The organism is Pseudoalteromonas sp. HF66, from assembly GCF_011806445.1.
GTDB classification, from domain to species: Bacteria; Pseudomonadota; Gammaproteobacteria; order Enterobacterales; family Alteromonadaceae; genus Pseudoalteromonas; species Pseudoalteromonas apostichopi.
The window spans coordinates 378,696-403,357 of the sequence record NZ_JAATOU010000001.1 but is presented as its reverse complement, the minus strand read 5'-3'; the positions used below and the strand labels follow the sequence as shown (position 1 = coordinate 403,357).

General features: G+C 40.7%; 22 protein-coding genes. 11 read left to right on the top strand and 11 right to left on the bottom strand.

The window, feature by feature from the left end; all coding sequences use genetic code 11:
* Window positions 1-7: 7 nt before the first annotated feature.
* Window positions 8-472, bottom strand: a complete 465-nt coding sequence (locus HCZ11_RS01690) for a flavodoxin family protein (RefSeq protein ID WP_130052807.1) — start codon at window positions 470-472, stop codon at window positions 8-10.
* Window positions 473-548: 76 nt separating this feature from the next.
* Here HCZ11_RS01690 and soxR point away from each other — a divergent pair, with 76 nt between their 5' ends.
* Window positions 549-1,004 carry a redox-sensitive transcriptional activator SoxR gene (gene soxR / locus HCZ11_RS01685; RefSeq protein ID WP_167657461.1) on the top strand — a complete coding sequence of 152 codons (456 nt, stop codon included), beginning with the start codon at window positions 549-551 and terminating at the stop codon, window positions 1,002-1,004.
* Between the two features lie 18 nt (window positions 1,005-1,022).
* Here soxR and HCZ11_RS01680 read toward each other — a convergent pair whose 3' ends face one another.
* Window positions 1,023-1,382: a DUF1294 domain-containing protein gene (locus HCZ11_RS01680; protein WP_167657460.1), complete on the bottom strand. Its 360-nt coding sequence runs from the start codon at window positions 1,380-1,382 to the stop codon at window positions 1,023-1,025.
* A 53-nt stretch (window positions 1,383-1,435) separates the two neighbouring features.
* Here HCZ11_RS01680 and HCZ11_RS01675 point away from each other — a divergent pair, with 53 nt between their 5' ends.
* Entirely contained in the window at window positions 1,436-1,960 is a 525-nt protein-coding gene (locus tag HCZ11_RS01675) for a hypothetical protein (RefSeq protein ID WP_167657459.1), read from the top strand.
* Between the two features lie 47 nt (window positions 1,961-2,007).
* Here the strand turns inward: HCZ11_RS01675 and HCZ11_RS01670 are convergent, their stop codons facing one another.
* Window positions 2,008-3,516, bottom strand: coding sequence for a DUF3360 family protein (locus tag HCZ11_RS01670; RefSeq protein WP_167657458.1), 1,509 nt, complete (start codon window positions 3,514-3,516; stop codon window positions 2,008-2,010).
* A 400-nt stretch (window positions 3,517-3,916) separates the two neighbouring features.
* Between HCZ11_RS01670 and HCZ11_RS01665 the strand changes: the two genes are divergently transcribed.
* A complete protein-coding gene (locus HCZ11_RS01665; RefSeq protein WP_167657457.1) occupies window positions 3,917-5,389 on the top strand; it encodes a diguanylate cyclase in 1,473 nt (490 codons plus the stop codon).
* Between the two features lie 137 nt (window positions 5,390-5,526).
* Here HCZ11_RS01665 and HCZ11_RS01660 read toward each other — a convergent pair whose 3' ends face one another.
* On the bottom strand, window positions 5,527-7,650 hold the full coding sequence (locus HCZ11_RS01660; RefSeq protein WP_167657456.1) for a methyl-accepting chemotaxis protein: 2,124 nt from the start codon (window positions 7,648-7,650) through the stop codon (window positions 5,527-5,529).
* Window positions 7,651-7,829: 179 nt separating this feature from the next.
* Between HCZ11_RS01660 and HCZ11_RS01655 the strand changes: the two genes are divergently transcribed.
* Window positions 7,830-9,563, top strand: coding sequence for a GMC family oxidoreductase (locus HCZ11_RS01655; protein ID WP_167657455.1), 1,734 nt, complete (start codon window positions 7,830-7,832; stop codon window positions 9,561-9,563).
* A gap of 26 nt (window positions 9,564-9,589) precedes the next feature.
* Here the strand turns inward: HCZ11_RS01655 and HCZ11_RS01650 are convergent, their stop codons facing one another.
* On the bottom strand, window positions 9,590-10,018 hold the full coding sequence (locus tag HCZ11_RS01650; protein ID WP_054553604.1) for an organic hydroperoxide resistance protein: 429 nt from the start codon (window positions 10,016-10,018) through the stop codon (window positions 9,590-9,592).
* A gap of 123 nt (window positions 10,019-10,141) precedes the next feature.
* Here HCZ11_RS01650 and HCZ11_RS01645 point away from each other — a divergent pair, with 123 nt between their 5' ends.
* Both HCZ11_RS01645 and HCZ11_RS01640 read left to right on the top strand, forming a co-directional pair.
* On the top strand, window positions 10,142-10,573 hold the full coding sequence (locus HCZ11_RS01645) for a MarR family winged helix-turn-helix transcriptional regulator (RefSeq protein WP_130052814.1): 432 nt from the start codon (window positions 10,142-10,144) through the stop codon (window positions 10,571-10,573).
* Window positions 10,574-10,666: 93 nt separating this feature from the next.
* Window positions 10,667-11,680: a zinc-binding alcohol dehydrogenase family protein gene (locus HCZ11_RS01640; protein ID WP_167657454.1), complete on the top strand. Its 1,014-nt coding sequence runs from the start codon at window positions 10,667-10,669 to the stop codon at window positions 11,678-11,680.
* Window positions 11,681-11,805: 125 nt separating this feature from the next.
* Here HCZ11_RS01640 and HCZ11_RS01635 read toward each other — a convergent pair whose 3' ends face one another.
* Window positions 11,806-12,210 carry a hypothetical protein gene (locus HCZ11_RS01635; RefSeq protein WP_105173664.1) on the bottom strand — a complete coding sequence of 135 codons (405 nt, stop codon included), beginning with the start codon at window positions 12,208-12,210 and terminating at the stop codon, window positions 11,806-11,808.
* Between the two features lie 403 nt (window positions 12,211-12,613).
* On the opposite strand from HCZ11_RS01635, the gene HCZ11_RS01630 reads away from it, so the two are divergent.
* From HCZ11_RS01630 to HCZ11_RS01615, 4 genes are all read left to right on the top strand, one after another.
* Complete coding sequence (locus HCZ11_RS01630) at window positions 12,614-12,844, top strand: helix-turn-helix domain-containing protein (RefSeq protein WP_054562555.1); 231 nt, start codon at window positions 12,614-12,616, stop codon at window positions 12,842-12,844.
* A 48-nt stretch (window positions 12,845-12,892) separates the two neighbouring features.
* Window positions 12,893-14,236, top strand: a complete 1,344-nt coding sequence (gene astB, locus HCZ11_RS01625; protein WP_130052816.1) for an N-succinylarginine dihydrolase — start codon at window positions 12,893-12,895, stop codon at window positions 14,234-14,236.
* A gap of 3 nt (window positions 14,237-14,239) precedes the next feature.
* Window positions 14,240-14,749, top strand: a complete 510-nt coding sequence (locus HCZ11_RS01620) for a GNAT family N-acetyltransferase (RefSeq protein WP_130052817.1) — start codon at window positions 14,240-14,242, stop codon at window positions 14,747-14,749.
* A gap of 99 nt (window positions 14,750-14,848) precedes the next feature.
* Window positions 14,849-16,537, top strand: a complete 1,689-nt coding sequence (locus HCZ11_RS01615; RefSeq protein WP_167657453.1) for a methyl-accepting chemotaxis protein — start codon at window positions 14,849-14,851, stop codon at window positions 16,535-16,537.
* 38 nt (window positions 16,538-16,575) lie between these two features.
* On the opposite strand, the gene HCZ11_RS01610 is transcribed toward HCZ11_RS01615, so the two are convergent.
* Window positions 16,576-17,016 (bottom strand): hypothetical protein, encoded by a 441-nt coding sequence (locus tag HCZ11_RS01610; protein WP_167657452.1) that lies wholly within the window; start codon window positions 17,014-17,016, stop codon window positions 16,576-16,578.
* A 227-nt stretch (window positions 17,017-17,243) separates the two neighbouring features.
* Between HCZ11_RS01610 and HCZ11_RS01605 the strand changes: the two genes are divergently transcribed.
* Window positions 17,244-18,242, top strand: coding sequence for a DUF4382 domain-containing protein (locus HCZ11_RS01605; RefSeq protein WP_167657587.1), 999 nt, complete (start codon window positions 17,244-17,246; stop codon window positions 18,240-18,242).
* A gap of 213 nt (window positions 18,243-18,455) precedes the next feature.
* On the opposite strand, the gene HCZ11_RS19695 is transcribed toward HCZ11_RS01605, so the two are convergent.
* The 4 genes from HCZ11_RS19695 to HCZ11_RS01585 all read right to left on the bottom strand — a co-directional run bounded on the left by HCZ11_RS19695 (window position 18,456) and on the right by HCZ11_RS01585 (window position 24,575).
* On the bottom strand, window positions 18,456-19,772 hold the full coding sequence (locus tag HCZ11_RS19695; protein ID WP_167657451.1) for a PAS domain-containing methyl-accepting chemotaxis protein: 1,317 nt from the start codon (window positions 19,770-19,772) through the stop codon (window positions 18,456-18,458).
* Window positions 19,773-19,912: 140 nt separating this feature from the next.
* Window positions 19,913-22,216: a family 20 glycosylhydrolase gene (locus tag HCZ11_RS01595; protein WP_167657450.1), complete on the bottom strand. Its 2,304-nt coding sequence runs from the start codon at window positions 22,214-22,216 to the stop codon at window positions 19,913-19,915.
* 3 nt (window positions 22,217-22,219) lie between these two features.
* Window positions 22,220-23,134, bottom strand: a complete 915-nt coding sequence (locus tag HCZ11_RS01590) for a sugar kinase (RefSeq protein ID WP_167657449.1) — start codon at window positions 23,132-23,134, stop codon at window positions 22,220-22,222.
* Window positions 23,127-24,575, bottom strand: a complete 1,449-nt coding sequence (locus HCZ11_RS01585; protein WP_167657448.1) for a sodium:solute symporter family protein — start codon at window positions 24,573-24,575, stop codon at window positions 23,127-23,129. Before HCZ11_RS01585 ends, HCZ11_RS01590 begins: the two co-directional genes overlap by 8 nt.
* Between the last annotated feature and the right edge of the window lie 87 nt (window positions 24,576-24,662).

Genomic DNA, 24,662 nt, shown 5'->3' with positions numbered 1-24,662 from the left:
AACGCGTTTAACTAGCATCAATATGTTGATGCGCTTTAAAGGTCATGCCTAAGTAATTAAAGGTGTTTTTAAACATCTCGATAAACGCGTTAGGTGCGTGTGAAGATCCTGCGTTTGAGAGCAATGAAAACTGCTTTTCACGAAGTGTTCTCAGTTTAGGCCTGAGTGTTTCATCATCCATGTAATCAGTGATCCGGTCTAAAAATGCTTTAAACTGCGGTGTGGTGTTATACCAATACACCGGAGATGCAACTACCCAATGTTGATAATTCAACAGCGCTTCAAATACCGCATAAAAATCATCATTTTTATATTGCTTATCGTAGCAATAAGGCGAGATAACATAGTCATCTAGACATACCACATCACCACCATATTGCGTTTTATAATCATTAACTTGTAAACTCGTATTACCTTGTTTTCGCGCACTTGAATAAATAATTACCGTATTTGTTATTGGTTTTTGTTGCATGACTATCACTCCTTTTTTATGATGTGCGCAGCGTAAAACCTCAAGCTAACTTTAGGTCAACACCTTGGAGCAAATTATGTCAGATAAGAAACTTATTGATGCAAACCTATCGGTTGGCTTTGTGGCAAAACGCAGTGGCGTAAAAGTTTCAACCTTGCATTTTTATGAGTCGAAAGGACTTATTCGCAGCTGGCGAAATAACGGTAATCAGCGCCGCTATAAACCCGATGTATTACGCCGAATTGCCGTAATAAAAGCCGCGCAAACCATGGGCATAACCCTTGAGGACATTAAACAAACTTTAAGCACTCTACCTGAGCAGCGCACACCCACTAAACAAGATTGGGCAGAACTTTCGAAGCGCTGGCAAACCCAATTAGATGAACGCATTCAATACATGCAGCGATTGCGCGAGCGCGTTAACGGTTGCATTGGCTGCGGCTGCTTATCAATGGCCAAATGCCCTATTTACAATAAAGACGATTATTTAGGTGAAGAGCAAAATGGCGCAGTGCTTTTAGAAAGAGATTAATACACTTCTGCTGATACTTTATATCAGTTGCAAGTAATACAGTGACGACAGTGCACTGCAATTAACAATAACTGTTAACCAAAGTACAGCAATAAAACTGCGTTTTTTAGATTTGTGTCTTAGCCATTGCTGCGCAATTAATGAACCTGGCCAGCCGCCGATTAACCCTAAAATATGCAGTGTACGCTCAGGCACTCTTATCACATGCTCGCCATGTTGCATCGCTAACCGTTTATCCCAGCCATATACCAAAAAGCTTATTAAGCTCGCTACGCTGTAAGTGCCTGCAATAAAGTAGGTAATATTAAGTTGCCACGATATCAGCCATAATAACGCTAAAAACAACAATGAAAATGTAACTAATGTTTTCTTAATCAACGAATTATCACCTATACTTTGCAAAATAAATTAAATTATATCGGGGCGTTATTATGGCATACCTCAAATCACTTTTACTATCAATCTGCCTGTGTTCACTTTCTGTTTTGGCTGCAGAGCAACAACTTGATGACAAGCTAAAAGTGTTTGAGCCTTATTTAGGCACGTGGCAGTCAGACTTTAATGTCGCAGCTGGTAAACCTGCGGTACAGGATGTGAGTATGTGGCAACGTGCGCTCAATGGCACCGCCATTAAAACCATTCACTCTATCAATGAAGGTGAATATGGTGGTGAATCGATGATTTTTTGGGACAATAAAAAGCAGTCTTTGGTGTTTTATTACTTCACTACAGCAGGCTTTTATACCCAAGGCACAATGAATGTACTTAGCCCTACTCGGTTTGTTGCTTATGAAAATGTGACAGGCAGCAAAGAAGGGATCACTAAAGTAAAATCGACAAGCGAGTTTAAAAACAATAGCTTTGTGGTATCGACCTCTTACCTTAAAAAGGGTCAATGGACAAAACCCGATACCCGTACTTACACCCGCAGCGAAAAAACAGTTAAGTTTAAATAAGAGCTTTAAAAAAGGGTAAGGTGTTTATCACCTTACCCTAATCTATATTAATGCCTAAAGTCTGCCATTAACGCAGGGATACCTGGCAGCATACCTACCATTGCCATCACGCTTGTTAAAATAATAAACATTATTAATGGAATGATCCAACGACTCATTGGGGATAATTCAGAGCTTCGCTCTTTACAACCAATTAAGCCCAGATTGTCTAGCAACATAGTTAATGACCAACCAAATGCAGGATTCACTAAAGTCGATGAAAATACCACAATAGCGGCCGATTGCGTGGTTTTACCTTCGCGGGTCATTTCCATGCCAGCTTCAAGAAGTGGGATAAACACACCAACAATCAAGGCTACACATAATACGGGTTGCCAAATTGCTAAATCCATTGGGTAGCCCCAAATACTGGCAATGATACAAAATAATGCAGTTAACACCGCCCCTGCAGGAATTGGGCGCTTAGCAATGGCTGCAGGTACAATGTAGGTTCCCCATGACGAGGTAAAGTTAGAGCCACCTAACAATGAACCAAAAGTCTGGCGGATTGAAGCGCTAAACATAGTATCGTCAATGTTCATTTGTACTTTTTCAGTGCGCTCAGGGTAACTAATTTTTTGGAATACTTGATGCCCTAAAAAGTCGGGTGACCACATCGCAACCGCAAGCACCGCAAATGGTAATACCACCACAAAGCTCTCAAGTGTAGGCAAACCCAACATCCAACCAGTATTTTCACCCCACCAATACATCGGGTTCATATTTGGTAAGCCCGGTGCTGTTTTAAACTCAAACGGTGCTCCCAGTAAAAATGCGATTAACCCGCCAAGTAAGCAACTTAATGGCACAGCTAACCAACGTTTTTTGTAGTGCTCAAGTAAGGCATACAACACGATTGTCGATAAAATCACAATAAAAGCGATATGGGTCATATCAATGCCTTCAGCCCATGCAAACAGCTTTTTAACCTGCGAAATCGTGCCAATAAAACCAAGGTAGAGCAATAAACCGCCACACACGCCTCGGCTAGTTAATCCCGCCAGTAAACTCCCCCCTTTACTAAGTGCCAGTAACAGACCAAACGCCCCTATCAGTAAACCGAAGGCCATTGGGTGACCACCCGCAGCAACAACAATCGGGATCAAAGGAATAAGCGGCCCATGCGTACCCGCTAAGTTTGCTGTTGGTAAAAAGAAGCCTGAAAATAATAAAATGAAGATCGATACAATTAACAGCTCATAACGCACGTTTTCTAAAATAAAACCTTCACCTAGGCCCAGTGGCGCTGCAAATGTTGCAGCAATAGCACCCACCATTACCACCTTGCCTATGGTGCCTGCCATGGCTGGGATAGAGTCTTCTAATTCAAACCGATAATCACGAAATGGTAAGTTAGGACGCCAGCGCTTAGGCTGCATAATTTGTAATTCGTGTTCAAGGTATTCGTCACGACTCGAAAATTCACTGCTGGGTTTATGAAGAGCTTGATAGCTTTGCTGGTCGGCATGAGCATCCGATCCTTGTTCAGCAGACGCTGATTGCTGCCTCGTATTCATGAGTTCTCCTACTACCTATCTTGAAAAATTATGTGAGTTTTTATTATGCAGTTAGGGTAAAGCAGCCAACTGCAAAACACGATTAGGCAAAAGGTAGGGTATGAATTTATAAAAATGGGGTTTTTAATAAAAAGTGGCTCTCAAAAAATATTTTAACACTTTGATATTTAATGTTTTTTAAAAATAAAAAGGCCAATAAAGAGTAAGACTTGCTTGCTTTTTGAGCACATTAACTATTAGTCTAATAAATTGTATGAATAGCAAACAGCTATGTAAAACCACTTTTAGATTAATCGAATTTGCCTATTTCCCAACTGCTAATATACTAATTTATTAGTACTTTAAATAATGCTAACTCGCCTTTCTCATGGGGTTATTACAAAAGCACTTAAAGGGATGTATGAACACACAGCTCAAACCTTGGCAATTTAATATCATTGTTTGCTCTGTTTATCTGCTGTTTGGCTTGTTTACCATGCAAGTGTTAAAAACACTGGCGGTATGGCCACCTGCAGGAGTCGCATTGGCTGGCTTGATGTTATTTGGTCGCAAAGCCTGGTTGGGCGTTGCATCAGGCACCTATTTAGTCGTGCTTTTCTACTTTTATCTCAGCGGCTTAAATCCACTCACTTTTAAACACATAGCAATAAATGCCGCGACAACGACAGGAAATACTTTCGCTGCTTTAACTGCATTTTGGCTAATTAACCGAAAACTTAAACAACACACGCTGCTGACGAGCGTCACCAGTTTAGCCAGAGTGTTTATTGTTGCTTGCATAGCGATTGGTGTGATTTCTGCATTTTTCGGTGTGGGCATATACTCACTAGTTGGTATCGAGTGGTTTGATGGCTTATATGTAGGCATATTAAATTGGAGCATTAGCAATGCCCTAGCGGCGATTGTATTCACCCCTGCCCTTTACTTTTTATGGCGAAATTGGCCGCATCCGGTCACCCTTAGTGAATTTTCTAAGCTTCTTTTACTTACTTTGACCGTGGTTTTGTTGTGTTATTTTATTTTTGGCCCTGCATACACAGCGATGACATTACCATTTTTACAACCTGCATTACTGCTGTTTCCGCTGCTTTATGCAGCCACGAGGTTATCACCAACCGCCACCAGCTGCATGAATATGTTGGTGTTTTTTGCTGCTTGGGTCGGAAGTAATCAAGGCTGGGGCTATTTTTATTATCATCACCCAAAGTCAGCAGAAGTGACCATGCAGTTTTTCTTTTTATTTACTCTTTCAGCGGTATTACTTATTCAAGCCGTGTTTATTCAGCGCAAGAAAGAACAACAAAAGCTGACCACCATGCTCGAACAAAAAGTAGAAGAGAGAACCTATGAGCTAGAACGTGCTAAGCATGAAGCATTAGCCTTATCTGTAACAGATCATTTAACACAACTTTATAATCGCCGCGGCTTCTTCGAAAAGGTTAATCAGCAGTTTGCAAAATATCATGACGCGCAATGTACCTGCTCCCTGTTACTGTTAGATTTAGACCAATTTAAAGCTATAAACGACAAATATGGCCACGCTACTGGCGATGAAGTAATACGAACCACAGCGCATAAGCTCATCCAACATAGCAGAGCATCAGATATTGCGGGGCGTATTGGTGGAGAAGAATTTGTCTTATTTTTACCCATGGCAAATAACCACACTGCTTTTGTTATTGCAGAAAAGATCCGGGTCGATATTGAACAACAAGACATCATCGTCGACAACAATCACGTTAAATTCACTGTGAGTATTGGCGTAAGCACCTTGCAAGCAAACGATCAGCACATAGAGTCGATGTTAAAACGCGCAGATAAAGCATTGTACCAAGCCAAAAACCGAGGCCGCAATCAGGCGCAGTGTAGTTAGAGTTACGAGTTGCTAGTTACGAGAGTAAAGTTACGAGAAAAAGGTACGAGTATGTAGCAGCGATTTTACATCGCGTTTTTTCTCGAACCTCGTATCTCACAACTAGTCCCTTTACTCTTGCAACTAGCAGCTTAAAGTTATTTCGTCTTTAACTTGTTCAACTCATCATCCTGTTGCGCGACGAGTGCACTGAGAGTTTGGCTACCATCTCCGGCCTGTGTCGATAGCTCAGCTAATTGCGATGCGGCATCTGAAATTAACGTCAAGTTACGGTTTATTTCTTCTGTGACAGAACTTTGCTCTTCCGCCGCCGTTGCAATATGGGTAATCTGTTGCGTTATTTCGTCTACTTTTACCACGACTTCATGCAATGCATCGAAGGCAACTGAGGTTTCATCCACCGCTGTTTGTGCGCGCACTACACCTTGCTCAATAACTTTAGAAGCATTACCAACTTCTAGCTGTAAGCTATCTATAAGGCCACTAATATCATCTGTTGATGAGCGGGTTTTTGAAGCAAGTGCCCTGACCTCATCAGCAACCACCGCAAAACCACGGCCTTGCTCACCGGCTCTTGCCGCTTCAATTGCCGCATTAAGTGCAAGCAAGTTAGTTTGCTCTGCAATCGTTCTGATCACATCAAGAATTTGGGTGATGTCGTTACTGCGTGCCGCCACTTTTTCAACCGCTTGATTAGCCTCCTTGATTTCATCCGACATGGTTTTAACTTGAGTAACCGCAGACGACAAGCTAGATTCACTGCTCACAACTAGGCTGTTTATTTCATCGGCTTGTTGCGCTGACTGCTCTGAGGCTCTTGCCACCTCAAGAGCTGTTGCGCTCATTTCGTTCATTGCCGTCACTACGCTCTCTATTTCTTGGAACTGAGCTTGAACGTTATGTTTAGTATCAACTGCAACACTTGTCGCCAAATGAGCCTGCTCTTTAGTTTGTGTCGATACATTTTTAAGCTCACCAATTAAGTCGCGTAATTTAGTAAGAAACGCATTAAAGCCTGTTGCCAATGCGATTAATTCAGCATGTGTATCAACATGTAGAGTTTGTGTTAGGTCACCCTCAGCACTGGCAAGGTTATCAACACGCTGTTGAATTTGTTGTAATGGAGCCACGATAGTGCGGATCACTAAAGTCATAATAACAAAGGCTGCACCAGCAATAATAATACCTGTAACCAAGATTAAACCACCTAAGGTATTAGCATTTTCACTCATGCTATTTGCAAGTGCTTGAGGGCCTTCAAGAGCAAGCTCAGCAGGCACTTCAATCAACAAGTTCCACTGTGTTTTAGCAAGCTTAATTGTAATTGGATAATTAACTAAGTACTGATCGCCGACTTTAAATACGCCACTTTGATTTTTCGCTTTTACGTAATTGTCTAAAGTGCTTTTAGTCACCGCCTCTTTTAGCGGCCTGCCAAGCTTATCTTTGTAATGGCTGCTACCTACCACTAAGTCAAGTGAGCTTAATAAAGTGACTCGAGCTTTACCGTTATACAGCTCTTTTGACAGTTTTTCGGTCATGCTTTGAAACACAGGTAAGGTTAAATCAACACCAGCAACACCAATAAATTCGCTACCTCGAAGAATTGGCACCGTTAAAGACGTCATCATTTCAGAGTAACCAGGGGTGATTTCGTATAGATAAGGTTCCATAATGCATGGCACTTTCGTGTCTTTTACACACAAGTACCACTCAGCTTCACGCTGTCCAAATTCATTTAACGTGTCTACATATTTTTCTGCGACATCGTCAACAACTTGTTGCTCAATGACACCATCTCGATTGCGCGTGAAATAGATTTCTAATGTACCAGCACCGGCTACAGAGTGGTCATAGCCACTGATAAAGTTAGCATCACGACCATCAAATGCATTTGCTTCGAATTGCGAGTAAATAGATGAGAGTATTGTGTTTTTATTCAGTATAGAGCGATTAAGTTCAACCACAGCATCGCGCGTTAGAGTCGCTGCAGCATCAGGGTCGCCTAAAATAGCAGCGAATGAGTAAGGTACTCGATATGCTTCATTGATAAAGCCGGCGACTTGTTCACCATATGCTGTTGCATTTGAGGAAAGTTTCTCTTCCACTTCAGCAACAATCAGCTTTTCAGATTGTTTAGCTAACTCTTGATTACTACTTGAAAGCTGCCACCATAAAATGCTTGATAAAACAAACACCGTAATAAAAATACTGCCTACGGTGAGCCATAACAACTTTTTCGCTAATGCTAACTGCCGCATTGATTCTTCCTGCTATTATTATCATTGATTAACTAATAGTTTAGACCATTTGTTTGATCACATTAGATTAATTGCAAAAAAAGTACTAATAATAAAAAGCATTGCAGGTATAGAAATTAAACATGCCACCACTACTAATCCAAGTCTTTAATAGTAGGTAACACCAACAGGTTACAATAATGCAGCAACACACATTCGATTTTGACCAAATTATTATAGGCTCCGGATTTGGTGGCTCTGTTAGTGCGCTACGCCTAAGCGAGAAAGGTAACCGGGTATTAGTACTCGAAAAAGGCCTGCGCCGCGACGATAAAGAGTTTCCAAAAACCAATTTAGATATCAAAAACTATATGTGGCAGCCAGAAATTGGCCTAAAAGGCTGCATTCAATTTTCGTTTACCAGCAAAGTCACAGTGCTGCATGGCGTCGGTGTTGGGGGTGGCTCACAAGTTTATGCCAATGTGCACCTTATTCCTGATGATGAAGTCTTTCAATCTCCAGCTTGGACACGAATAAAATCAGACTGGAAAGAAACCCTAATGCCCTACTATGGTCTTGCACAACGCATGTTAGGCAGTGCCAAAAATACTTACACCAATGTTGCCGATCACGCGCTTAAAGACATTGCTGAGCAAATGGGTCAAGGTGACTCCTTCAAAACCGTGAACACAGGTGTGCTTTTTGCAAAACCCGGCGAAGCCTATAACAAAGAGCTACCGGATCCTTACTTTAACGGTGATGGTCCAAGGCGAAATACCTGTCATTACTGTGGTAGCTGTATGATTGGTTGTCGCCATAATGCTAAAAACACTTTAATGAAAAACTATCTTTACTTTGCCGAGCGCAACGGCGTAGAAATAAGACCAAGCTCTGAAGTAATAAAAATCACCCCGCTCAGTGCAGATGGTAGCGCCGGATACAAAATCAAAATTAAAGATACCAGTCATCGCAATAGCCATATTTATACCCTGACAACACGGGGGGTTGTGCTAAGTGCAGGAGTAATGGGCACCGTTCCGTTGCTTTTAAAAATGCGTGATAAAAACAAAACATTGCCCAATATTTCAGCTTGGCTTGGGAAGCAAATTCGCACTAACTCAGAAACCCTCACCACCGCTAACAACACCACTAAAAAAGTTGATGATGGTGTTGCCATCAGCTCATTTATTTCGGTCGACAAAGACACTAACATTGAAATTTGCCGGTTTAGAGAAGGTGCCGATGGCACATGGCTATATTTACCTTACGTTCCCATGGTGACAGGAAAAGGTCTAAAGCGTATTACTAAGTTTTTAGTTAACACACTGCGCCATCCAATAAAAACAGCCAGAGTTCTGCGCCCAAAAGGCAAAGCCCGCAGCTCCATTCTATTTTTAGTAATGCAAAAATCAGAGGCGTTTATTCACCTTGAGTGGCGACGCAAATGGTATCGCTTCTTTAAAAAGAGCATAACTGCAGTGCAAAAAGAAAATGATACGCCGCTTAGCGTTAGTTTTCCAAAAGCAGAAGAAGCGACCAAACTATACGCCGAAAAACTTGGCGGTGTGCCAGGCTCAGCCTTATCTGAAGTGCTATTTGGTGTACCGATGACGGCACATATCATGAGTGGGGTCGCTATGGGTACTGATGCTTCCAACGGCGTAGTTGATAGCTCGGGGGAAGTATTTGGCTATCAAAACCTGCGTGTTATCGACGGTTCAATCATACCGGGTAATTTAGGGGTAAACCCATCATTAACCATTACCGCCTTATCTGAATACGCGATGAGCCAAATACCAATATTCGATAAAGAGCGAGCAAGTAAGATTAAGCCAATAGAATTTAGTGAGCCGCGCGAAGGCTTAGTATCAGCGCTCACTGACTCAGGCGATTTAGCAAAATCGATTGCTGAAAAACAAAAAAGCCGCACTTAAAGCACGGCTTAATTTGATCACAATGATTAGATCACTGATAGTTCTACAGCAATATTACCGCGCGTTGCGTTTGAGTATGGGCATACTTCGTGTGCTTTATTAACTAGAGCAAGGGCTGTGTCTTTATCAAGATCACCCACTGATACCGCAAGCTTAACGGCAATACCAAAACCGCCTTCGATAGGACCAATTGATACTTCTGAGTTTATGTGAGTATCTGCTGGTAATTTAATTTTTGCTTGGCCAGCAACTAGTTTTAATGCGCCGATAAAACACGCCGCATAACCTGCTGCAAATAATTGCTCAGGGTTTGTACCTTGACCATCATCACCACCTAACCCTTTAGGTGTTGATAGTGCCACATCTAAACGGCCATCATCTGATTTTGCTGTACCTTCACGACCACCCGTAGCTGTTGCTTTTGCTGTGTATGCGACGCTTTGTAGTTCTTTCATGGTTACTCTCCTAATTAAGTGGAAATATATTTTGCATGCAAAGTATATTAGTTCAGCTTTTTCGGGATTGCAAATATTTTGCATGCAAATTAAAATACTCTTATTAAATTTTGAGGATCGAGTATGAAATACCCACAACTAAAATTAGATAACCAGCTATGCCATCGCTTATATATGGCATCGAATGGAATTGCCCGTGCGTATCGAGATTCTCTCAATCAATTAGATTTAACCTACCCGCAATACGTAGTGATGATGGCGCTGTGGGAAAAAGATCAGATCAGCATTGCTGAACTACTTGAAAAAACCGCCATTGATGGCGGTGCGATGACGCAAATTTTAAAAAAAATGAGCGACAAAGCATTATTATCGATCATCAAAGATAGCCAAGATAAACGCAAACGACTCGTTCAGCTCGAAGCCAAAGGCAAAGCGATGCAAGATCAAGCCGCTGAGATACCGTCGAAAATTCGTTGTCGCTTCCCAAGCATTAACGATCAACAAGCGTTGCAACTGATTGAGTTACTCGATTTAGTAAATGGTGACCTTAATTAACAAAAATTATTTGAAAGTGAATTTGGATTACAACTCTTTTTAATATAATTCTATGCGCTATAGTGTTCAAAACTCATCAATATGGACACCATCATGAAAGCATTTGGATACACCACAGCAACCCCAACGTTATCTGACTCATCACTACAAGCGATTGAATTACCTGATCCAGTTGCCACAGGTCACGATATTCTTGTAACCGTAGAAGCAATTTCAGTAAACCCAGTTGATACTAAAATTCGCGCTAATGTGTCACCCGAGAGTGGCTATAAGGTTATTGGCTGGGACGCTGTGGGTACGATTAAAGCTATTGGCGACAAAGTATCGTTATTTAATGTGGGTGACCGTGTGTTTTATGCTGGCGACTTAACGCGCCAAGGCAGTAATGCTGAGCTGCAACTTGTTGATGAGCGCATTGTCGGTCTTGCACCAACAAGCCTCAGCAATAGTGAAGCAGCCGCCCTGCCATTAACCAGTATCACGGCATGGGAGTTATTGTTTGATCGCTTACAGATTGAAAAATCTAAGAACAATAAACCAGCCTCTGTATTAGTGATCGGTGCCGCAGGTGGTGTAGGCTCAATTTTAGTGCAACTTGCCAAACAGCTTACCAATTTAACAGTTGTTGGTACCGCCGCACGAGAAGAAAGCGCCAACTGGCTTAAAGATTTAGGTGTTGATCATGTGCTTGATCATAGCAAAAACCTTAACCAGCAACGCCTTGAAGCTGAACTTAGTGAATTTGATTACGTAATTAGCTTAACGCACACCGACCAACACCTTGATAGCATTATGGAAGTGATCAAGCCACAAGGTAAATTGGCACTGATCGACGACCCTGCAAGCTTTGATATTTTAAAGTTAAAGCGTAAAAGTATTTCGTTGCATTGGGAGTTTATGTATACCCGCTCAATGTTCCAAACCGATGATATGATTGCCCAGCATCAGCTTCTTTCAGAGCTAGCCACCTTAGTTGATAACGGCACAATCAAAACAACATTGGGTGAACATTTAGGTAAGATAAACGTAGCAAACCTTATTAAAGCCCATAGGGTTTTAGAGTCTCATAAGGCTCGCGGAAAGCTGGTATTGGAAGGGTTTGAGTAACAAGGTACGAGTTACAAAGGGAAAGATACGAGTTGCGAGGGGAAAGTTAGAGAGAGTAAAGTTGCTAGTTGCTGGTCAGTATTAGTCTAAAATCAAATTAGCGCTGAGAGTTTAGCGCTAATTTGCTAATTATTTTCAGGTATATTCTCGATAAGTTCTTTAATTGATAGCTCACCTACCGTTTGATTTGTGTCAAGTTGAAACGATAGTGCTGATTGGAAGAAAATGTTAATCCCTAAAATGAAAAACAAAGCTGGAATTACCATGTATAAAAATACACCAACTTTCCCGCCATCAAACTCTTCTTTTATAATTTTATTGAACAACCGAGTATTAATATAAAAAAGATATAGCGAAAGACCGTACAAGCAGGCTGAAGTAGCTCTATGAATTACATTAAAATATTCGACAGAGCTAACATAGAACAAACTTTTAGTAGCTAAGAAAAAGACTAATCCACAGAGACCAAAATTCCTGATAGTATCAAAAATATCTTTAACTTTTACCTTATCATCATCCCATCTACTCATACCAATTCCTTGTGCATACTTTAAATATTGGAGCAAAACTTCAATTACGATTATCAGTCACAAACATCATATAGTTAACATCACAAATCAACAATAACAGTTTCATAGGCAATACAAGCACGCATCATTAAAGTGCATTACAGCAATTACCTTTCACTATTTTAGTGCCTGATTTTAGGGACTCCCCAGCCAAAAAATATTAACCAATTGATTTTTAATGCTTTTAAATTTAATAAAGGTTTGGCACAGATCTTCCTATAGTGAGTATGAACAGGCACTAACAAGGAGACTAACGTGACTAACTTCTTTCACACTCTTTATCTACTTTGGCGATTAGACATCAGCACATGGCATATGCATGAAGCAAACGATCCGCATAATGTTGCTGATTTGGAGCGTCGCTATGTTAAATAATGACCCCGCATTTATTGAAGCGCTTAAAAAAATTTCGGTTCATCAACTTACAATCACCGAAGCGTCTGAGCAGTACGACATTCCTAAGCGTGTGTTATATAAAGCTGCACGACAGCAACAAGTTAAACAGAACAAACAAAAAGCGTATTTAATTGCCACTCAGAAGCGCCTTCAACAAAGTCTACGTAATGTAGAAATGGAGTTAGCTAGCTTCAGCTAAATAACTTCTGTATGGTTAAAATACACGCACAATAATGATGGATTAAGTATGCACGCAGTAGAAGTAAACTTTGATGGCTTAGTGGGGCCTACTCACAATTACGCGGGATTATCGTATGGCAATGTCGCTTCACTAAGTCACGCCTCTTCGCATTCCAACCCCAAAGAGGCTGTGTTACAAGGCCTTGAAAAAATGAAGGCAATGCACGAATTAGGCCTAGAACAAGGTATTTTTGCACCTCATGCTCGCCCTGACATTAATGTGCTAAGGCGTTTAGGCTTTACAGGCAGCGATAGCCAAATTATTGAAAAAGCATTTAAAGCCGACCCTGTTTTACTGCGAGCTTGTTACAGTGCATCGGCAATGTGGACAGCCAATGCTGGCACTATTTCGCCTTCAGTCGATACTCTTGATGGCAAAGTGCACTTTACGGCTGCTAACTTAAATAACAAATTTCACCGCTCGTTAGAACCTGTCACAACAACGGCATTACTAAAAGCCATGTTTAACGATGAGCGTTACTTTAGCCATCATACACACTTACCTGATCAAGGCTTTTTTGGTGATGAAGGTGCCGCAAATCATAATCGATTATGCGACAGCCATGCAGATGCAGGGCTTGAGATCTTTGTTTATGGTGCAAGTAGTTTTAATAGCGCCCTACCAAAACCCGTTAAATTTCCTGCAAGACAATCTCTAGAAGCATCGCAAGCAATTGCCCGTTTACATCAGCTAAAGCCAGAAAATCAGTTATTTATTCAACAAAATCCTGATGTAATAGATCAAGGTGTCTTCCACAACGATGTAATTGCTGTGGCCAATGGCAATGTACTTTTATGCCACGAACAAGCGTTTTTGCATCAAGCTGATACTTTAAAACAAATTAAACAAGCCTACCTTGGCAACAAGCCACTGCATATTATTGAAGTACCAACCAATAAAGTGAACATTAAAGATGCCGTAAGCAGCTATTTATTTAATAGCCAATTAATTACCTTAAATGATGACAGCATGATGCTGGTTGCTCCTAAAGAGTGTCAGCGCAATCAAGCCGTTCACGATTACATTCAAGAAATGATTTTGGCAGATAACCCAGTTCAACAAGTACGCTTTTTTGACTTGCGCCAAAGCATGCAAAATGGTGGTGGCCCTGCTTGTTTACGCTTACGTGTTGCACTCAATACTGACGAACTGGCAGCGATCAATCCGGGTGTGCGCTTCAGCGAAGAAAAATATACTCAACTAGTGAGTTGGGCGAATAAGCATTACCGTGACTCTTTAAGTAGTGACGACTTTGCCGACCCACTGCTTTTAACCGAAAGCTATCAGGCACTTGATGAGTTAACCAGCTTACTTAATTTAGGCTCTGTGTATCCATTTCAACAAGAATAAATAATGAAACTTAAAGCAGTACACTCTATTAAAGGGGTGTCTAAATCACTCAATACTTTACTGATTGATAGCGTTGCCAGTGGCGCATCAATCGGCTTTATTGCCCCTTTATCATTACAGTCAGCACATGACTACTGGCAAGGGGTCGATGGAGATTTAGCAACTCCTTACCGTAGGCTTTATCTTGCCCTTGATGGTGATACGGTGATTGGCTCAGTGCAGCTTTCTTTGTGCGCCAAGGCCAATGGCGCTCACCGCGGCGAGGTAGAAAAGCTCATGGTACACAGCGAATATCAAGGCAAAGGAATAGCAAAACAATTGATGAATAGTCTAGAGACCGACGCCCGTACATTAGGTATTCAATTACTGGTACTTGATACCCGCCAAGGTGATACTGCCTCATATTTGTATCGCAAACTCGATTATATTGAAGCTGGCACTATTCCTGGTTTTGCGAAAAGTTCCTCCGGTGAATTTGACGCAACGGTGTATTTTTATAAGCAAGTCGCCTAGATCTGCTTTTTATAGCCAATTGATATAACCATAAAGTCGACTAATAAAAATCTTTAAACGTACTAAACTAGTACTGCGGATTTTTATTAGGAGCGATAAATGGCGCTATCAATACAGCAACGGGTACTCTTTCTAGCCCTACTTCCCCCCCTACTCATTGCAATTATGCTGACACTCTACAACTATGTGCAGTCAAAACACAGTGGTGCACAAACCGTTGAAAGTTTTGCCACACAAATGGAAAACGACCGAAAGGCCGAAGTCAGTAACTATCAAAAAATTGCCATGAGCTCGATTGCTCACCTGATCGCGCAAGATGATGGCTCTAATACTGAACAGCTGCAAAACCAAGCAAAAAGTATCTTACGTAATTTGCGTTTTGATGATGCTGGCGATACCGGCTATGTGTTTGTTTATGATGTTAAAGGTATCAACATTGCCCATGGCGTTAACGCCTCTCTTGAGGGTAAAAACCTTTATGATTTTAAAGATCCTAATGGGGTTTATCTGATACGAGAGCTCATTGATGCGGCGAAGAAAGGCGGTGGCTATGTGCAGTATTCTTGGAAAAATACCAATGGCAGTGTAAATCCTAAGCTCGGTTATGCCGCTTTGGTACCAAAATGGAATTGGGTACTAGGTACAGGTTTTTGGATCAGCGGCCTTGAGCAACAAGTTGCAGTAACAGAGCAACGAGTTAATGAAGGTATTGATAATGCCTTTATTAATACTATTATCGCTTCAGTATTTGCAGTTGCAATTACCGCAGCGATTGCTGTGGTGGTATCGCGCAGTATTACTAGCCCTCTTCACACAACCGTACTAGCAATGAACGATATATCACAAGGTGATGGCGATTTAACCCAGCGTTTAATGGTGAAACGAGACGATGAACTCGGCAAACTTGGCAGCTCGTTTAACCGCTTTGCCGATGACGTCGGAAAAATGGTTATTGATATACGCCAATCATCGCAATCGATGAATCAAGCGTCACATAAGCTCAATGAGCTACTTGCCAATATGCACGCAGGTATTAATCGTCAACATGAAGAAAGTGAACAAGTTGCAACGGCAATAAACGAAATGTCAGCGGCGTCAATGGAAGTGGCACGCAGTGCCCAAGAGGCCTCAACCGCTGCTGAACATGCCGATCATTTAGTCAAACAAGCTAACAACCAGTTACTTATCGCTATAAAAGTAATTAACGGCCTTGCCAAACAAGTTGATGAAGGAGCTAATGCGGTCGATCAGCTTAATCAACAATCGAGTCAAATTGGTAGTGTGCTTGATGTGATCAGAAACATTGCCGAGCAAACGAATCTATTGGCACTAAACGCGGCAATTGAATCGGCACGTGCTGGCGAAGCGGGCCGTGGTTTTGCAGTGGTGGCTGATGAAGTGCGTACGCTTGCAAAACGCACGCAAGACAGTACTCACGAAATAGAGGCAATGATTGAGCAAGTACAGCAAGGAACAACAACTGTAAATAGCATTATGCAGTCAATTAAATCAGGCAGTGCAACCAGTGTTAATGAGGCGGGCGAAGTCGAAAAAGCGCTTAATGAAGTACTGCTTTCGGTTAACACCATAACATCACAAAATGCACAAATTGCCACAGCCGCTGAAGAGCAAACATCAGTGTCTGAAGCGATTAATCAAAACATGACGACCATTGTTGATATTGCTAACAAAACCGCCAATGATACCGATGTAGCCACATCATACATGCATGAGCTGTCAGACACGGCAACGCAATTAGAAAAAAATGTAAGTCGTTATAAAACCTAACATTTTAGCGTAATTGTTAAGCAGGTAGAGATACCTGCTTAACAAAAATCATTGGTCTTTTGTAAGTTCTTTAACCAATCGAATAAATCATTATCGTAGCGCTTAAGGCGTTGTTGCTGCTTATGACTGAGACTATAAAATGGCGCAAAGCAGGCATATTTCTCACTCATAATAAGAACTAAACGCAGACCAAAAAGTGAGTAATGATGAATAAACTGAACTTGTCTTGCATGCATATGACGGCATTGTCCAAATATATTACGGTAATACACGCCATGGCGACACACTGTTAAATTGCGTTTTGAGTTCACTACAAGTAGCGCCAATAACAACGAAACACTGCACAGTAAAAAACTAAAAAATAAATTGCCTAACTCCGACTTACTATGCATATAACCTACCAATAAGAGCATATTAAATACACTTAACAAGACCCAAGTTCTAAGCTCAAAGCGCTTCTCTAAGTCAATAACTTTCATTTTTGTTCCTAGGTTTTTATTTTTCGTTATGGTGTCAGCAAAATGTGGATGAAAAATGGATTTACCTCAAAAACACTCTTATTTGAAATTAAACCTTTAAAAACTTTCATCTCATTACAAAAAAGGTACAAAGGTGTTACCAGAAACTTACTATTAGTAGTTCAAGTTACATTAAGTTTTAGTTATTACACTATTAGTAAATTTTTAGAACATATAGGGAAGAAATGATGAACTTTAAAACTACATTACTTAGCGGCGCCGTTCTATTTGCACTGGTTGGTTGTGGCTCAGATAACGACAAGAACGACTCGGTTGATCCTCAGCCGCAAACTGCACAATTCACGTTAGGTGTGTCTGACGCACCTGTGACAGGTTTAAAAGCTGTTAATGTTGTATTTGATTCAATCACATTGAAAACCCAAGGTGGTGAAGAGTTCACTTTTGAGACCCGTAAAGATGATGATGAAACCATGCCTGAAATGGTTAACTTGTTAGACTACACAGGTGATGATGTATTTTCTTTACTAGAAGATGAAGAAGTTCCTGCTGGCGAATATCAATGGATCCGTGCAGATGTGATCAATGGTGACACAAACGATTTAACCATGACTTCGCATGTTGTTTACGAAGATGACAGCATTGCACCACTGGTTGTTAAGCGTAAAGGCAACGATGGTGTAGGTGAAATCCAACTTGATGGTTTTACCCTTAACCAAGCTGGTAACGACTTTGTTATTGAGTTTGACCTTAAAAAGTCATTGGTTGATCCACAAAATAGTGATGAGATCTTCTTAAAACCACGCGGTGTTCGTTTAGAAAACCTTGCCGAGTCTGAAGATATCGAAGGTACTGTTAGCGACGTACTCATCGCTAACTGTGAAACAGATAATATCGATATCGCATTAGAAGATGGCTCATTCAGTCATGCTGTTTACCTATACAGCAGCGATGTTGAAATGCCAATGGATAACTATGAAGTTAACGAAGATGAAACACCACTAGATGCACCACTTGCAACTGCTGATGTTATTTTCGATAGCGAAGATAACCAATACGAATTTGAACTTGCGTTCATTCAACCAGGTGATTACCAACTTGCCTACACCTGTGCAGCGCATATCGATGACGTAGAAACTCAAGACGAAGCATTTACGCTTTATCAAGTTAAACCAATTACAGTAACATCGGGTGAAGACTTAAACGTGTCTTTCACAGTTTCTGAATAATATTGGCTTTAATATCAATTCACTTAATTAAGTGGTCTATTTTGAGGCAATAAAAGCTTGTTGGTAACAATGCAAAAATTTCGTTATTTAGTTGTTCTAAATCAGAAATTTTTAACGCAGATAGCGACAGGTTTAATCCCTCAAAATAATTATGTATTATTGCAGATTAGTATCAATACCCCACTAAAAAGCCCGCAATGCGGGCTTTTTGTTTTAAAGTTTATCGTAGCGAGTAATCACTTCGGATATTTTATCCACTACTTTATCTGCACCTGATTTAATGTCTCCCATTATCATGCTGACTTCTTCAACATTTTGTTGAGACTCACCAGACAACGCTTCTATTTCTTCGATAAGGGCTGTCATTTTTGCTGCAATTTCTTGAGTCTTCCCAATAAGACCTGATATTTCACTGGTTGACGCAGAAGTACGTTGCGATAAATTTCTAACCTCATCGGCGACCACCGCAAAACCACGACCATGCTCCCCTGCTCGAGCGGCTTCAATCGCTGCATTTAAGGCTAGTAAGTTTGTTTGCTCTGCGATGCTATTAATAGTCGTTACAATTTCACCTATTTGTGATGACTGCTGCGCTAATACATCTGACAATTCACGAGTTTGATGAACCTGCTCGCTCACTTTTTTTGATGACTCAACACTGTTCAAAATTCGCTGTTGACCATTCGTCACGACTTGCGAGGTTTCCTTCGAAGTGCAGCCGGCATTTTCTGCTGCATGTTTAACTTCTTCGGTGCTGTTAACTCTGGCGGTGACATCAGATGCAAACTTAATAATCTGCGTCACTTTACCCTGTTTATTAAAAATAGGGTTGTAGGTTGCCTCTAAATAAAGCGGGCTGCCATCACGTTTTTTACGAGAAAATTGCCCAGAAAAAATGCGCCCGTTCGCAAGCTCTTGCCAAAAGTTGGGGTTGTTTTGATAAAAGTCATCATAACAAAACAATTTATGATGCTGACCTTGGATTTCAGCGAGACTGTAACCCACAAAATTAAGAAAATTATCATTTGCAGAAATAATATGACCATCAGGAGTAAAACGGATCATCGCAGTACTTTTATTAACGGCATCATAAATTGCCGACATTTCATCAAGCTTTTCAACTTCTCTGGTAATTTCTGAAGCAAACTTAATCGCACAGCGTACCTGGCCATCATCACCCCTAACGGGAAAATAAGTTGCACGCAGCCAAATATCTTCGCCGGCACCATTAATGCGAGAGAAAACCCCTGACTTTGCTTGGCCTCTAGCAATATCTTGCCAAAAGGTTTGGTATTCTTTTGAGCTACTATATTCAGGCGCACAAAACTTACTATGATGCTGACCAATAATATCGCCTGCTTGCACTTTCATTGTTTTACAAAACAAATCATTGGCTTCAAGAACAGTTCCATCGGGTGTAAATTCGATATAAGCAATATTTTCTCTGATCCCAGCTAAATACTGCTGACCTTTATCAACATCATGCTGCAACTCATGAATGAGTTGATCTTTATTGTTACTAAACCACATTGAAAAACCAATTGTGAAGGTACTTTAATAAAGTTTATCTCAGTAAGTGATAGATTCACATAAAAAAGTACCTTTTAGCCCTACAAATAGAGCATTAGGCCAGAATAAATTCCGAAACTAACACTCCTTTTAATTGCTCATTATCCACTGTTTTTACAAAGTGAAGACACTTTTTTATATTGATTTAATGAAGCCACTAACTGAGCAATCGTGCCATTATTATTAACAATGAACTGTGACTCATTTGACTGCAGCGCGTGTTTAATTTGCAGGTAGGGTTTTCGCCACTCTTTAATTCCTTCAATTAAGACCTTGTTATGCTTAATAAACTTATGCCATTCATCAACTTGTAATTGCAATGAGCTCTCAAGAGCTTTAGAACAAGACTGCTTGTAGTCAGCCACTTTATAATCAAACTCTCGCAGCATTAAGCTTTCAACTGGCAGCACATCAACTAACTTATCAAGGGGAGCCCCATGATGGTATTCATCACGCAAATAAGCTAAATGATGCAAGGTGTAATAATGTGCAGGCTCTAAAAACTCGCTAAATTTTAGTAAATTAGCAATTTTCTCTTGTGTTACATTGTCGCCTAACAATGCCTTCAATCGAGCACTAAATTGCTGCTTATGCCGACCTCCATGCTGCAATGCAAACTCATCCATTACTGCTAAACGACGATACATATCTCGCTCATTTACTTGCGTTTTTGGCGACCAAAATCGCTCTGCAATCGCATATAAACGAGGCCATAAGCGAGTATCTAAGCTCTCTGTCGTTATAAGTTCGGCCCAGATAGTTGCTTCACCGCCCAACACCCTGCCACTTTTATCTTTACCTTGTTCATCGTGAAGTGAAATATTAAGTGCCGTTAAGCTTGGTTTATTTTCTGACTTGCTTTTCATCTTGTATGGAGTGTTACCCACAAATGCAGTTTGATTACTTTCAATGTTTCCTACAAAAAGCTTTGTAGGCCCCATCCAAGTGTCTATCAATAACTCAAAACCGTGCTCTGATTGCGCAACTTGGTCAGTAATAAAATGCCCTTTTCCTTCTATGTATACCAATGCTGCTAACAAGGATTGAGTATCTCTAAATACCGTCACTTTTCCTTTGACTGAACTTCCTTTTAATCGTTTCAAAGTAAAAACTGAGTGGTTAATTACCTCTTTAGCAGTTACCCTTTTAGGTTTAATTGGATCTGGGTGGTTGCGATAGTGATAACTGGTCCATTGTGGTTGATCAATATAAAAGCCACTCGATAATAACCCATCGAACCCAGCTTCCTGTATAGCCGCGAGGGAATGATGGCCGCGCCAAGATTGCACTAAGGTTTGCTCGGGTAACTTAGGGTGTAACACTTCATCCCAGCCTATCATCTTACGATTATATTTTGCTAATATATCCGCAACTCGCTGATTAAAATAAGCATGCAAGCCATGCGTATCCGAAAGCTTATGCTTAGCCATAAATGATTGTATTTGAGTATTTTCTTGCCAATCTCTGTCATCTATTTCATCACCACCAATATGTAAATAATGATCAGGAAATAACTCTGTCAATTCTTTAACAACTTCTTCAACAAAACTATAAACCTTAGGATTACTTGGATCTAATAAAGGCCTGAATACACCCCAGCGACGCTCTATCTCATCAAGTTTTGTTCCGCTGCCAAGCTCTGGGTAAGCAAGCACGATACTACTGGCATGGCCTGGCACATCAAATTCAGGCACAACTCGAATTCCTAAATTTGCTGCATATGCCACGACATCTTTGATTTCTTCTGCGGTATAAAAAAGCCCATCGGATGCAACTTGGTGTAATTTCGGGTAGCTTTTAAGGGCAACACGCCAGCCTTGATCATCGGTTAAATGCCAATGAAATACATTCATTTTTGCTGATGCTAGCCCTCGCAATGTCCGTTTTACATCACTAATAGGTAAAAAATGCCTCACGCTATCAAATAACAATCCACGCCATGGATAAGTGGGTGCATCGTTGATTGTCATTGCATTAAGTTGATAAGGTGTCTTTGCTGAAAATAGCAATTGATTAAGCGTTGCAAAACCGCGCAACATGCCAAATTGTGTTTGGCTTTTAAGTGTTATGGCCTTAGTGCTAATAATCAGTTGATAACTTTCATCAACATCTAATCGAGGGATATCACCCAGCCAAGCAGCCACCTCAATTTTTAACTGAGCACTGCGCTTATCTTGCCAAGTAACTGATGAAAAATTTTGTAAAAACGCCGTATTTTCAAATAGTAACTTACTTGAGTTTCTGTACTTTTCATCAAGGTAAACTGATAGATGGCTCGATGTCAGTTGCAGCTGGCCATCAAGATTCGTCACACTTACAGGCATAGGCATCAACAATGGCGGTTTAGCGACGGCAGTGCCTGTCACGCATAAAGCACACATCAATAAACGTAAAAAATAAGTCATTGCTTAACCCTCATTCGCTATTTGGATTGTTGTTGGCACTATCGCTCCTTTTTGAGCAATAACCTGAAGCGCTACTTGTTGTGCGGTACTTATAGCCTGTTGTGTATTATGCGAGTATAAATATGTAGCTAAAAAACCCGCACTAAAGGCATCACCAGCGGAAGTGGTATCCACCACATGCTCAGCCTTTTGTACAGTAAAGCGTTGTATTTCCTTGTTATTGAGCACTAAAGTATCAGCTACACCTTGCTTAATAATCACCAGCTTATTGGTAAATTGTTGATAAAAGCTGACTAATTCTTTCTCATTACATTGACCAAAAACGCCATGATGATCATCGTCAGTCACAAATAAATAATCGGCAAGCTTGTAAGCGGTTAAATAAAACGGAGTCGCTTGCTCAGATTGCCAAAGAACCGAGCGGTAGTTGCTGTCAAAAATCACTTTGCCACCTGCACGCTTAAAGTCATCTAATACGTCGAGTAGTAACAGCCGATTAGCTGTATCTAAAATAGCGAGACTAATTGCCGATAAATAACAATGACTAAAGTGTGTAGTTCTTAACGATTCTATAAAGTTATGTTGTGTATCTAACTGAAAAAATTGTTTGGCAGCGCTGTCACTTCGTGCATAACAAAATTTTCGCTCACCATGACTGTCAGTTGTAATTCCATAACGTCCTAATGTTTTATCCGTTGACGTTTGCACAAACGAAAGTGATAACCCTTGCTGTCGCCAAAGCGTCTGGGCAGCTTGGCTTATTTCATCAATACCGATAGCACTAACAAATTGCGCGTCTGCCTGTGGTGCTAAGCGTTTAAAGTACACTGCAGTGTTATAAACATCACCACCAAAACGAAGTACGTGCTCGTCATTTAATTCCTGCATAGCTTCACCAAAAAATGCGATTTTAATCATGATGCATCGCCTCTCTTTGTGCATTTAAAATTGCTAATGCTTGTTCACTATCACATGTTTGTTTTGGAGTAATGAGCGTTACAAATACCGATAGAAGCATTGATGCAGTTGTCGCTGGAATAATTGGATTACTCCAATAAGCTTGCCAACTCGGTATTAAAATGACCGCCATTGATACAATAAATGACACAAACAAGGCTGTCATTGCTCCTTGCCAATTAAAGCGCGGCCAAAAATGTCCGAGTAGAACACATACACATAATCCCGACATCAAAGTGGCAATCATATTGGTGATATAACCAATCACATCATTGGTAAGTAATGCCAATAACAACGCGATACCAATAGTTAGCACCAGGCCAATTCGCGAAAGCATTATGACTTCACTTGCATGCGGCATCCGTTTAAATACCAGTATATAAATATCACGTATAAGCACACTAACAGCCGCAATAGCATCTGAGCTAGCACTAGAAATAGTAGCTGAAAGTCCAGCAATAATAACCAGCGCAGCTAAGCCAAACGGAAGCAGCTCAAAGGCCATGTAAGGGAAAGAAAATGCACTGTTTTCAAGTGATGGGTTTAGTTTGTATGCAGCCATACCAATAATCGCTGGCACGATCGCAAAAAGCAGATATAAGCCGCCTGATAAATAAAACGACTGCCGGATACTTTTCACATGCTTGCCAGAATAAATACGTTGACGAAATGAAGGCGCGACTAAAACACCAATCAACACTGCAAAAAATAACGAAACCCCATGCACTACACCTATTTTATCTAACGATAAAAAGCTTTGATTTAATAAAGGTTGTGCTTCGTTTATTGCGACTAAACCATCTGCCTGATACAACGCGACACCCGCCATCAAGAAAAATCCTATAAACAACACAAGTGCTTGAATAGAGTCTGTCCATACAACGGCTACATAACCACCAATAACAACATAAATACTAAAACCAAGTGCAATAAATAATTTAGCACTGAGCGGCGACAGACCTGTTAACCAAGCCAAATACATACCACCACCCAATATATGTGCGCCAAGCCAACCGATACTGGCTACAAAAATAAAAATAGCGATAGTATTTTTAACAAGCGGATTGGCACCGACATAAAACGATACTTCTTCGCTCATTGTCATAAATTCGTATTTTCTGACCGGCGCAAAAAGTTTAGCCAGCAATAAAATCCCGCACGCACCTCCGAGCCCATATATCATGCCAGCCCAACCATTGCTGTAGGCAAAACCTACGGCTCCCATGGATGAGCCAGTTCCAACCATAGTTGCAACAGTAGTACCTAAGGTTAAAAATAAAGGAAGGTTTCGTCCGCCTAGAAGAAAATCATCACCCGTTTTGTTGTTACGACTAACCCACCAGCCAAACCAGATCATAAAAATCAGATAACCTAAAAAGGCCATTAATAATTGCCACTTCATACGACATCCTGCTTCACCTAAGCCTCATTATTATGATTACCTGCTGTTTGGCTTGGTGCTTATAGTTATAATTTCGTTTCGTGCTTT

Coding starts and splice junctions, on each gene's coding strand:
- HCZ11_RS01690 (WP_130052807.1), bottom strand. CDS start 472: ATGCAACAAAAACCAATAACAAATACGGTAATTATTTATTCAAGTGCG.
- soxR (WP_167657461.1), top strand. CDS start 549: ATGTCAGATAAGAAACTTATTGATGCAAACCTATCGGTTGGCTTTGTG.
- HCZ11_RS01675 (WP_167657459.1), top strand. CDS start 1,436: ATGGCATACCTCAAATCACTTTTACTATCAATCTGCCTGTGTTCACTT.
- HCZ11_RS01670 (WP_167657458.1), bottom strand. CDS start 3,516: ATGAATACGAGGCAGCAATCAGCGTCTGCTGAACAAGGATCGGATGCT.
- HCZ11_RS01665 (WP_167657457.1), top strand. CDS start 3,917: ATGAACACACAGCTCAAACCTTGGCAATTTAATATCATTGTTTGCTCT.
- HCZ11_RS01660 (WP_167657456.1), bottom strand. CDS start 7,650: ATGCGGCAGTTAGCATTAGCGAAAAAGTTGTTATGGCTCACCGTAGGC.
- HCZ11_RS01655 (WP_167657455.1), top strand. CDS start 7,830: ATGCAGCAACACACATTCGATTTTGACCAAATTATTATAGGCTCCGGA.
- HCZ11_RS01650 (WP_054553604.1), bottom strand. CDS start 10,018: ATGAAAGAACTACAAAGCGTCGCATACACAGCAAAAGCAACAGCTACG.
- HCZ11_RS01645 (WP_130052814.1), top strand. CDS start 10,142: ATGAAATACCCACAACTAAAATTAGATAACCAGCTATGCCATCGCTTA.
- HCZ11_RS01640 (WP_167657454.1), top strand. CDS start 10,667: ATGAAAGCATTTGGATACACCACAGCAACCCCAACGTTATCTGACTCA.
- HCZ11_RS01635 (WP_105173664.1), bottom strand. CDS start 12,210: ATGAGTAGATGGGATGATGATAAGGTAAAAGTTAAAGATATTTTTGAT.
- HCZ11_RS01630 (WP_054562555.1), top strand. CDS start 12,614: ATGTTAAATAATGACCCCGCATTTATTGAAGCGCTTAAAAAAATTTCG.
- astB (WP_130052816.1), top strand. CDS start 12,893: ATGCACGCAGTAGAAGTAAACTTTGATGGCTTAGTGGGGCCTACTCAC.
- HCZ11_RS01620 (WP_130052817.1), top strand. CDS start 14,240: ATGAAACTTAAAGCAGTACACTCTATTAAAGGGGTGTCTAAATCACTC.
- HCZ11_RS01615 (WP_167657453.1), top strand. CDS start 14,849: ATGGCGCTATCAATACAGCAACGGGTACTCTTTCTAGCCCTACTTCCC.
- HCZ11_RS01610 (WP_167657452.1), bottom strand. CDS start 17,016: ATGAAAGTTATTGACTTAGAGAAGCGCTTTGAGCTTAGAACTTGGGTC.
- HCZ11_RS01605 (WP_167657587.1), top strand. CDS start 17,244: ATGAACTTTAAAACTACATTACTTAGCGGCGCCGTTCTATTTGCACTG.
- HCZ11_RS19695 (WP_167657451.1), bottom strand. CDS start 19,772: ATGTGGTTTAGTAACAATAAAGATCAACTCATTCATGAGTTGCAGCAT.
- HCZ11_RS01595 (WP_167657450.1), bottom strand. CDS start 22,216: ATGACTTATTTTTTACGTTTATTGATGTGTGCTTTATGCGTGACAGGC.
- HCZ11_RS01590 (WP_167657449.1), bottom strand. CDS start 23,134: ATGATTAAAATCGCATTTTTTGGTGAAGCTATGCAGGAATTAAATGAC.
- HCZ11_RS01585 (WP_167657448.1), bottom strand. CDS start 24,575: ATGAAGTGGCAATTATTAATGGCCTTTTTAGGTTATCTGATTTTTATG.